Consider the following 10,643-nt stretch of genomic DNA (forward strand, 5'->3'; position numbering starts at 1 on the left):
TAATATTAGACCTAATGATATGATACAGTATTTTTGTTATAATGAGAAAATAATTGATAAAAATATATCTCTAAATGAGGTGATTATGTCTGTAGAATTACAACGGCGACAATTTACTGTTGAAGAATATCATCAAATGGCTGAAGCAGGTATTCTTAACGAAGATGACAGAGTAGAATTAATAGCAGGAGAAATTGTTAAAATGTCACCTATTGGTTTGCGTCATGCTGCTTGTGTTAATCGCATTGCAAAATTATTTTTTCGGCATTTTCTTGAGAGGGCAATTATTCACATTCAAAATCCAATACGGTTAAATAATCAGAATGAATTACAACCAGATTTATCTTTATTACAAGAGCGTGATGATTTTTATGAAGGTAAATATCCTCAACCAGAAGATATATTATTATTGGTAGAAGTTGCAGATTCAAGTATTAAGTATGACCGATAAATTAAGATGCCTTTGTATGCTAAAAATGGAATTTCTGAGGTTTGGTTGATAGATATTAATCAACAATTAGTGGAAGTTTATCGACAACCTAAAGGGAATATTTATCAGAATATACAGCAGTTTTTTCGGGGAGATAATTTAACTGTTAAAGCTTTTGATGATATTAATTTAACTGCCGATGAAATTTTAGGATAAGTTACTTCTTATTCAATCTGTGTATCCGTGGCAAAATCTGTGTCTTACTTGCTTGTTGATGAAATTTCGGATTAGTAATTTATTGAAGTTTTTTTATGAATATTAAGCCTACTCCCGAACAGGAAAAGTTTATTGAAGTACAGGTTAATAGTGAAAAATTTGTAACTTTTGAAGAGGCAATTGATAAAGCTCTGAAGTTGTTAGAATATCAACAATGGATAGAAGAAACAGGGGAAAAGATTGATGCTGATTTTGCAGAATTAGATAGAGGAGAAGGATTAGATGGTGAAGTGGTAATAATGGAGATTTTGAATAGATTTAAAGCATAGTTTAGTAGGGTGTGTTTCGCTACGCGACATGAAAAGCGCAGCGTAACGCACCGAAACATCTTAGAATAGGCGGTGCGTTACATTTCATTAACGCACCCTACCGGACTCATTGTTATTATTCTCCATTTGTGTATATTCCATCAATGCTTTGAAATTTTCTTCCTTTGCTGTGCGGATAGCTGAAAAAATTTCTTCTGGGCAATCATCTCCTGTTACCTCTCGCCAAATTCTACATAATTTATGTTCTCCTAATTCACCCCTCCATAAATTAAGAATTAACAAGCATTTTATCAGTATTTTAGGTCTATTGTTCAAAAATCTTAATCTTAACATCATCAGTATTCGCCCCAAAGCATCTATATCGTAAAAAGCTCTATCTTCAAAATTATGTTCGCGGTCAATTTCTAAAGCCTGAATATGAACTTTCATTGCTTCTTCCCAATTGTTCTGTAATTCTAAGGTTTCACCCAATTGATTTAGTGTTATAGATGCTCTACGCCAATTTTTCCCAGATATCAAAGCTGTAAATGCTTTTTGGAAATAGGTGCTTGCTTCCTGAAACTGTTGTTGCTCCCGCGCTATTACACCTAAGCTGTAATAATCATTAACAGCTTTATAGAAATCTCCCATACCTTCAAAAATCTTCAGAGATTTTTGGTAATAAGCCTTTGCTTCCTCAAATTGTTCTTGCTCTTGTGCTAGGGAACCTAAGTTGTTATAGACATTAGCAGCATTGGAGAAATCTCTCATGTCTTCAAAAATCTTCAGAGATTTTTGGTAGTAACTCTTTGCCTCCTCAAATTGTTGTTGTTCTGATGCTACTGAACCCAGTCGATAATACTCACGAGCAGCATGATAAAAATCATCTGCGTCTTCATAAATTTGGAGAGCTTTTTGGAAATAGGCAATTGCTTCCTCAAACTGTTCTTGCTCTTGTGAAATTTCACCTAATTGTTCATATTCTCTGGCAGCTTGATAGAAATCCCCCGCGTCTTCAAAAATCTGAAGAGCTTTTTGGTAATAGGTAATAGCTTTGGTAAAGTGCCGTTGCTCCTGTGCTAACAGACCTAATTCATGATATTCGGAAGCAGCTTGGTAAAAATCCCCTGCATCTTTATAAATCTGAAGAGCTTCTTGGAAATAGTCACTTGCTTCCTCAAACTGCCTTTGCTCAAATACCACTATACCTAAATGATGATATTCGGAAGCAGCGTGGTAGAAATCCCCCGCATTTTCATAAATCTGGAGAGCTTTTTGGTAATAAACCTTTGCCTCTTCAAATTGCCTTTGCTCCTCTGCAACTCGACCAAATTGGTGATATTCTTTAGCTACTTTGTGGAAATCTTCTATGTCTTCAAAAATCTGGAGAGCTTTTTGGTAATAAGCTTTTGCCTCCTCAAATTGCCTTTGCTTCTGTGCTAGTATACCGAGGTTGTGATAGTCATAAGCAGCGTGGTAGAAATCCCCCGTATCTTCAAAAATCTGGAGAGCTTTTTGGTAATAAGCTTTTGCCTCCTCAAACTGCCTTTGCTCATCTGCAAATAAACCTAGGTGGTGATAGTCCTGGGCTGACTTGCATAAACCACTTGCCTCTTTTATATCAATCTGCTTAACTAGCCTTTGTTGCAGTGACCTTAATTCTAATTGGCGACCATTGCGCTCGTATAGTTCCCAGAGGGAATCTAGAATGCTCAGGGCATCATCCCATTCCTGTTGCTGTTCTGCTAGTCGAAGATTTTGCAATAGATTTGGCTCTTCAAATTGCAACACAAATGTTGCTATATCAGCATTGTCAATTAGTTTTTGTTCATAGTAATCCACTAAATCTGCGTAAAAAAAAAGCAACTTTTTTTCTAGTTCACTAACCTCCTTTTCCCTATGAAACTTGTCAATCCTATGACGTAGATACCAGGGCAGAGTGGGATATATTTTATAGTAAGTTTCTCCCAAATACTCTATAATACCTGCTTCTACTGCTTCATTGAGAATATCTAACCAATCAGATGTTTGCAAGTTATCACCAAACACTGCCTGATATGCCTTTCCATTCTCATTATCAGGATTTTCAAATCCTCCCAGTAAATTAGCATTAACTCGCCCAGAAAAGAAACCCAAAAACAGCAAATGCCGACGCGCCTTATCAGACAATCTCTCAAAAGAATAATCCAACGAAACAGTCAAAGACTTATCTCTCCCCTCCCCCTCTGTACCTTCAAATTTATCCAACCCCTGCCGCAACCCATCAATCAACTGCTGCGGTGTCTCAGTTTTCAAATGTGGCAACACCACCCGCAACGACAACGGATGACCATCCAACAATCTCAACAACTCCAAATACTCTTCCGGCAACCCCTTCCGATCTACTCCCACCTGCTCCAAAATCTTACCTGCAAATTCCTGAGCATCCGACTGAGAAAGACCTTCCAATTTCAACAACCTGTAACCACATTCCAACCAACGCTCCTCACGGCGACTCGTAATCAAAACCCAAGATTTCCCATTCCGCAACTTTTGGAGAAAACCCTTCAACTCTTCCCGCTCTGCTTCCGGCAACAACCCTTCATTCCCGGCAGGAAACCCGGCAACAGGTTCAAAATTATCCCAAATCAGCAGACAAGGTTGAGTTTGCAAATATTTCAAAACTGCCGCCTGCTGTTTATCAAAAGCATACTGGGAAAACTTATCCCCCCAAACTGCCCTACCAACTTGGTTAACAACCTGACTCAACCCCGCACCAGACTCAAAAGAACTAAAAATTATCTTGCCAGCACGACCTTGAGTATCCGCCAACCACCGAGCAAAACCACAGACTAACTCAGTTTTGCCAACTCCGCCAACACCTTGCAACAACACAATATTATTTTGGCGAAACCCCCGCTCCAAACGCAAGATATCGTAGCTCCGACCCACAAAACCATAAGCTCCAGGTTCCGGCAAATCTACCAAATTAGTTATTTTCGGCTCCTCCAGAAATTCATCCAAGTCTGGAATATCCTCTGCAACCCTCGCCCTTGCCACAAACGGCGTGTAATTTTCCTGCTGATACAACACAGGCACCATCCAGTCAGCTAGAGGTAAATTACCTTTAACACTTGGTCGCTCCCGTTTATTCAACATTTCGCGACGCCCGGATGCCACCGCCCCATCGAGACTTGCACCATTCACCAAATCCTGATATAATCTGCCGATAAAATGTTTTGCACCTTCAGCATAAACACTATATGCCATTGCTACCACACCTTTAGCACCCAGAGAAACTAACTGGGTTGCCACAGAAGAAAAACTACCTCCTCCCTCTTGAGCAGACTTGCAAGCATTCAAAACAAAAATCGGCACATTGCAGTCATTCAAACTTTGAGCTATTTGGGCAGCAGTCACAATATCTGGCGCACCATTAGCTTTTTCAAATGCCAAAACCCCTTGCCCTTTGCTACCAAAGGAATGCTGAAAACCTTGACTCTTGGAGTCAAAGTCGCCATGTCCGTCAAAATGAACAATGTGGTAAAAACCTTTCTGAGCATTCAACTCCCGTTCCAACTGTTCAAAACTAGGAGGTCGTAATACTTTCAGATTAACCTGTTGTCGAATTGGTTGCAATGCTTCCAACATTGGGCGAGCAATAGTCTGAAAACCCACATCGCGATCGTAAGGTCTGGCAATAACCAACAAAATATTCAATTTATCTTGAGGCATTTCTGGCATTTCCCCTCGCACGGCAAAACTACCGAGACTGCGATACATTCCGGCGAGGGAGGGAGCCAGAAATTGGTAATCTGGGGAATAGAGCAACTCCCAAGGTAAATTCAAAACCATTGGGTCTTCGGAAGAAATAGCAATTTCACAAAATTCTAGTCTTTCTCTGGTAGCTTCCTGAAAAAATTCCCGTGTCTTTTCGTTGCTGCGAAATACCAACTCAAATAATTGTTGCCCCCATTCCTGCAACTTCGGTTCAATAATATTTTGTGCTTTATCAGGAAAAATGCCATAGGGAAATGCCAGATATTCTTCCAGATACCAACGCAAATCTGTCAGCGCTTGTTCGTCAAAAGGCTGATTAAAAGTGACACTAGGAGCAAAACGAGGATTAGCTTGTCCCCGTTGCCAAGAAAGTTGAATAGTGTCCTCTACATGGTTAATAACTAATCTATTTTTAGCCATATCTTTTTCCTGAGATTTTAACTATTAGGTTGATTCAAAATTATTACCTGCAATAATTTCTACATTTTCAATCAGTTATTTCCCTGTTAAATTGAAAAATTGATTTAATGGCCTGGGAGTTATTTTAGTAGTGGACTGACCGAAGAAATAAGGTCTCAAGCCTCCTCTTTCAAGGGGATAAAGAAGAAAATTTCCCATTTCAAGCCTCCCTATTACTGGAGGTAGTGCTGATAACTGATAACTGATAACTGATAACTGAAATGACACATCCAAAATAGTGCAATAGTAGGGGCGGGTTCTATTTCCAATTAACGAATTTAAACATCAGATAAAATAAACCCGCCCCAAAATCTAACACACAAAATTAGCTGTGTCAGTTAAGATAATTACGCTGATACCTGACAGCTAAATGTTTACATTCTGTTTAAGAATATTACTGATAAATTTGCCTTAATTGCTCAATAGTTTCTACAGTTTTGAAAGAAGCAATAATTGTCTCTAAAAGCTGAATATTTTCAATAATATTAATCTCTGAAAATATCTCTTTTCCTGATTCGCCAGACTTCAATTATAACCCTATTTCTATGACAGTACCATAGGGTCTCAACTTTCCTTTTTAAGGGGATGAAAAGAATAAACTTCAGTATTTCAAGCGGAATGCTTCAAAGGTTGGTGTTGATAACTGATAACTGAAATGACTGGAGGCAATTCCAATTAGGCGTTTACTGCTAATATCGACTTTTTTTGTCATTCTATAAGAGACTGTTTGTAAAATAAGTATTAAGAGAACATGCGAGTGACTAAAATCTAAAAGCGGTAATACTTCAAGAGATTGAAATTTGGTAGGTAGAGAAGTATTCAGTACATATATTCCTAGATTTTTAAGCGACAAATATTTGTCTTGATTTCTTCCTCCTTATTCCCTATTCCCTATTCCCTATTCCCTGTTCCCTGTTCCCTGTTCCCTGTTCCCTGTTCCCTATCTCCTTTTTATATTTCCTTTACAAACAATCTCTAAAGTCTAGTAATTTCTGTGTGTTGAAAATTATCATAATGGGCTGACACTTATGCAATGGTGCGTTACGACGGATTGTTAAATGCCTTTCACAGTCTAAATTTTAGCCGTCTAACGCACCCTACAAATTTGGCTAGTTTTGATTTTTGACTTTTGATTTCTGTGAAACGGTATTAGGATATTTGTCCTGACACTCTTAAGAAAAACAGTATATATTAATAATAGTAACAATTTAGACAAAAAACTTGACAATATCAAGTAATTTTGGTAATAACACCAGAGGATTGAACGAAATGGAATTAAATTTAAGTATCAACCAAGAAACATTAGAAGTTTTAGAATTAGGAATCACTGAATATTTTCAACGCTCTGAAGGTCAATGGCATTCGGAAAGACGTTACTACACTTTACCTGAAGGGAATACCCAAGAAATAGTTAGTCATTTAACAATAAAATTTTTAGAGCAAGGAAGTCCAGAACTTATTGAATTAGCTCAACTCCATGAGTTAGATAATCCTGAAACAGTAATGATTTGTGGTTCTCATATAAGTTGGGTTAGTCAGGATTCTGTATCAGAAAAGAAACAGTCTCAAGGTTCAACAGTATTCGGAGTAAAAGGTTCAATTTTGTATCGCGATCGCGGTTTTGCCACAAGTAACCCCATCATAGCTAAATATAAGCTATCTGACCCTAACACATTATGTCTCAGAACGGAGTACAATGGGTCTGTATTTGAAGAAGAAATTAAACAAATAGGCCATAAATACCGGACGAGACAAACTATTATTTCTCGTGCTGGCGAACAAAAAATGATTGGTCAATATTTAGAAAAACGTATTTTAAATAATTAGAAAAGGTGAAGCGACGAAATTTTTTAGTCGGAGCAACGGCAATAACCTTAGCTGAATTTTTAGCAGGATGTGAAACACAAGCAGATTTAAAAATTAAACTGTTAAAAAACACTATTCCTGCTCAAATGGTGTCAAAATTTCGAGGGGAATTAACATCTCCCCCTAAGTTAAGTTTTCAACCTCAAGAAAGCTTGAGTGAATTATTTTCTCTGCTGCAAAGTTGGCAGAGAAAACTTTTGTTAGAAAAACAGAATTTATCTACAAACAAAACAAAAAATATAGATATTCCTAATCTGGTGACTTTGGGAGATTATTGGTTAGCAAATGCTATTAAACAAGAATTAATTCAACCTCTTAATTCTGACGCTTTACAAAGGTGGAATAAATTACCGGAAAAATGGCAAGAATTAGTTAAACGGAATAATCAAGGTTATCTTGATACCCAAGGTAAAGTTTGGGCAGCACCTTATCAGTGGGGTACAACTTTAATTGCTTATCGAGTTGATAAGTTTAAAAATTTGGGATGGGAACCTACAGACTGGAGGGACCTATGGCGACCAGAATTGAAGGGTAATATTTCTTTGCTAAATCAAGCTAGAGAAGTTATTGGTTTAACTCTGAAAAAATTAGGTAAGTCCTACAATACTAAAAATATTGATGAGGTAGAGAATTTAAAGTCGGAACTGGTTAAACTAAATCAACAAGTTAAATTCTATAGTTCCGAGGATTATTTACAATCATTAATTATTGGAGATACTTGGTTAGCAGTTGGTTGGTCTAATGATATTTTACCATTGGTCAAAACACGTAAAGAAATTGCTGCTGTCGTGCCTCAGTCGGGAACAGCTTTATGGGGTAATTTATGGGTTAAACCTGCGGCTACTTCTGAGACTTCTTTAACAGAAAAATGGATTGATTTTTGTTGGCAACCCCAGATAGCTGAACAAATGTCAATACTAACCCAAATTACTTCTCCAATTCTACCAGGGATTAATCCAAATGAATTGACTTCGGAAATAAAAAATAATCCCTTACTATTACCTCCACAGGAAATTATTAAAAAAAGTGACTTTATCTATCCATTGGCAGATAGTACAATTGAACAGTATCGACAATTATGGAGAGAAATTCGTATGAATAGGGAGTAGGGAGTAGGGAATAGGGAGTAGGGGAAAAAATTTTAAGAGTGGGATAATTTATTTTGTTTTTGATTATTGAAAATTTCTTAAGACTTACGCAGAAACAGGGTTTATCAACTAAATTTCGCGATAAAAAAATGATTATTAGAGCAATAAATCTGGTTTCTTTTTTGGGGTGCTTAAACCCTGTTTATATTAGTAGTTTAAAAAAATTAAAAGTAATAATTGTATCTAGGGTTTGCTAAATAAATCTCAAAGCTTTTACAGATAAAATTTTTAGTATTTTGAGGTCTAAAAAATACCAGCTTTTGATACCAAAAAGCTGAAAAAGTTAGAATTTTAGGCAGACAATAACAGAAAAATCAAGGGAAAAATATATCCGACTACCTCTTCTATAATTCCCATTTCTTCTAACTTATAATACCAATTACCAAAAGTAATGCTATACTTAGGCGATACTTCAGCTATTAAGTAATTAATACAGATATAATAATTTTTTTGCTGATTTGAGTCATGCTGATTTGAGTCAATTTAATCTTAGTTATTATTATTTTTACTTCTCCCTCACTCCGTCATACTAATTTTATAAATGTTTGCTACAAATATTTAGGAGATTTTTTATGAGTAAGGAGTCAGGAGTAAGGAGTCATAATGAATGGTTTAAATACCATTTTTAGTTCGTAAATCATCTTTTTTATCAAAGGGGCATTTGCTGTAAAATCTTTTTCTCGCCCTTACTATTCGTAACATTATTTTTTAAAAATGGTATCACTCCCCTACTCCCCTACTCAAGAAACTGTAGAAAAGTTTTTGAGAAATGGTATAACTACTCCCTACAAAGAGCAAAAAGACTTTTTCAGCAAATCCTATCTAGTATTCATAGCAGTCAAAACATAGTTACAGCATATTTCGGGCAAATGACGTACAAGGTGAATGGTGAAAATATTGGAGTGCGGGCATCTTGGCCGCGATGGGTGTACCTCATAACTTCGGAAACTGCTGTAGCGATCGCTCTGTAGGAACGTTTCATCCAACTTCCCTAGTTTATGGTCTATTAATAAACATCTCCAAAAATCAATTATTATTCATAAACTATCAATTATTTCCCTCTACTCCCTACTCCCTACTCCCTACTCCCTACTCCCTAAAGTCAAACAATATTGCCTCTAAATTTTGCAAAGCATCTTCCAAATTATCATTCACCAATTGTATATCAAACTCTACAGCAGCCTCAAGTTCTTCAGTCGCACGTTTTAGACGTTTAGCGATCGCCTCTTCCGAATCTTGTCCCCTACCCCGTAATCTTTTTTCCAATTCAGTAGTCGAAGGTGGTAAAATAAATATCCGCAAAGCATCAGGAAAAGTCTTTTGAATTTGTCGCGCACCCTCTAGCTCAATTTCGAGTATCACCGATTTACCTTGTTTAATATTTTCAATCACCGGGATACTTGGTGTGCCATAAAAATTACCAGCATATTCTGCCCACTCTAATAATTCCTCAGTTTCAATCATCTGTTGAAATTTATCGCGGTCTACAAAAAAATAGCTCTTTCCCTCCACTTCCCCAGGTCTAGGCGAACGAGTAGTAACAGAAACAGATAAAACTAATTCTTGATGGCGTTCCAACAAAGAACTTAACAAAGTCCCCTTACCCACACCACTCGGTCCAGTTAAAACAATTAATTTACCACTTTGCATAATTTTCTATCATATAGCAGGGAACAGGGAACAGTTGGAAAAACATTTCCGTCCTCTAAGTTTCATCATCAATAATTGTCAAGAGCTAATTCTTTCTTGACTATAGTCCTAGGATCATTAATTACGATTAATAACAGATTCTGCAAAACCCAATATTAATCATTAAAACTTTAGTCATCTTTATGATTAAATATAAAGCGATGTGCTACTGTCTCAGGTTGAATTGAAGAAAGAATAACATGATTAGAATCTGTAATAATCACTGCTCTAGTACGCCGACCATAAGTAGCATCAATTAATTGGCCTCTTTCCCGTCCATCGTTAATAATTCGCTTGATGGGGGCTGATTCTGGACTAACAATTGCAACGACGCGATTAGCAGAAACTATATTACCGAAACCAATGTTAATTAACTGGATATCCATGACAGATTACAATCAAATACAATAAACCTGTACGACTAGATGTTGACATCCTCCCGACGCTGCTCTCACGAGACAGGGCTGGGTTCCCATGCATCAATCAAATAGACTAAGCTGAAAAACTGCGACTCTTGGGGTTAACGACTCATTGGAATCTGCTGACTTACAGCCAGTCTTACGCCTCCTCCTCGTCCGATAAATAATCGACCTTTGACCCTTCCCTCCGGGACGCTACGCGAACGGCGACTTCATCAAAAAACAATAATTGAACAGATATCATTTAAGTGCTAGGGGGTCAAAAGTGAAAAATCAAAGATTAAAAGCCATCTTTGACTAAGTTTTGAGATTGGTAAATCTCAAAGCTAAATCTATAGCGCTATAGTTT

At 37.0% G+C, this 10,643-nt stretch carries 8 protein-coding genes and 1 pseudogene; 4 read left to right on the forward strand and 5 right to left on the reverse strand.

Features of this window, described 5'->3' with window-relative positions; translation table 11 throughout:
- Window positions 1-85 precede the first annotated feature (85 nt).
- A pseudogene (locus ACP6PM_RS00105) lies at window positions 86-646 on the forward strand (Uma2 family endonuclease).
- 95 nt (window positions 647-741) lie between these two features.
- Window positions 742-975 (forward strand): ribbon-helix-helix domain-containing protein, encoded by a 234-nt coding sequence (locus tag ACP6PM_RS00110; protein ID WP_426580702.1) that lies wholly within the window; start codon window positions 742-744, stop codon window positions 973-975.
- 87 nt (window positions 976-1,062) lie between these two features.
- On the opposite strand, the gene ACP6PM_RS00115 is transcribed toward ACP6PM_RS00110, so the two are convergent.
- Both ACP6PM_RS00115 and ACP6PM_RS00120 read right to left on the reverse strand, forming a co-directional pair.
- Window positions 1,063-5,133: a tetratricopeptide repeat protein gene (locus ACP6PM_RS00115; protein ID WP_426580704.1), complete on the reverse strand. Its 4,071-nt coding sequence runs from the start codon at window positions 5,131-5,133 to the stop codon at window positions 1,063-1,065.
- A gap of 433 nt (window positions 5,134-5,566) precedes the next feature.
- On the reverse strand, window positions 5,567-5,701 hold the full coding sequence (locus ACP6PM_RS00120) for a hypothetical protein (protein ID WP_426580706.1): 135 nt from the start codon (window positions 5,699-5,701) through the stop codon (window positions 5,567-5,569).
- A gap of 740 nt (window positions 5,702-6,441) precedes the next feature.
- On the opposite strand from ACP6PM_RS00120, the gene ACP6PM_RS00125 reads away from it, so the two are divergent.
- Window positions 6,442-6,999: a phycobiliprotein lyase gene (locus ACP6PM_RS00125; RefSeq protein WP_426580708.1), complete on the forward strand. Its 558-nt coding sequence runs from the start codon at window positions 6,442-6,444 to the stop codon at window positions 6,997-6,999.
- 5 nt (window positions 7,000-7,004) lie between these two features.
- Entirely contained in the window at window positions 7,005-8,147 is a 1,143-nt protein-coding gene (locus ACP6PM_RS00130; RefSeq protein WP_426580710.1) for an extracellular solute-binding protein, read from the forward strand.
- Window positions 8,148-9,024: 877 nt separating this feature from the next.
- Here ACP6PM_RS00130 and ACP6PM_RS00135 read toward each other — a convergent pair.
- The 3 genes from ACP6PM_RS00135 to remA form a co-directional block, all read right to left on the reverse strand.
- Complete coding sequence (locus ACP6PM_RS00135; protein WP_426580712.1) at window positions 9,025-9,168, reverse strand: hypothetical protein; 144 nt, start codon at window positions 9,166-9,168, stop codon at window positions 9,025-9,027.
- A gap of 107 nt (window positions 9,169-9,275) precedes the next feature.
- Complete coding sequence (gmk, locus tag ACP6PM_RS00140) at window positions 9,276-9,836, reverse strand: guanylate kinase (RefSeq protein ID WP_426580714.1); 561 nt, start codon at window positions 9,834-9,836, stop codon at window positions 9,276-9,278.
- A 170-nt stretch (window positions 9,837-10,006) separates the two neighbouring features.
- Window positions 10,007-10,261, reverse strand: coding sequence for an extracellular matrix/biofilm regulator RemA (gene remA, locus ACP6PM_RS00145; protein WP_293137593.1), 255 nt, complete (start codon window positions 10,259-10,261; stop codon window positions 10,007-10,009).
- Window positions 10,262-10,643 lie beyond the last annotated feature (382 nt).

Origin of the sequence: Dapis brunnea BLCC-M229 (assembly GCF_050015995.1) — a bacterium.
GTDB lineage: Bacteria > Cyanobacteriota > Cyanobacteriia > Cyanobacteriales > Microcoleaceae > Trichodesmium.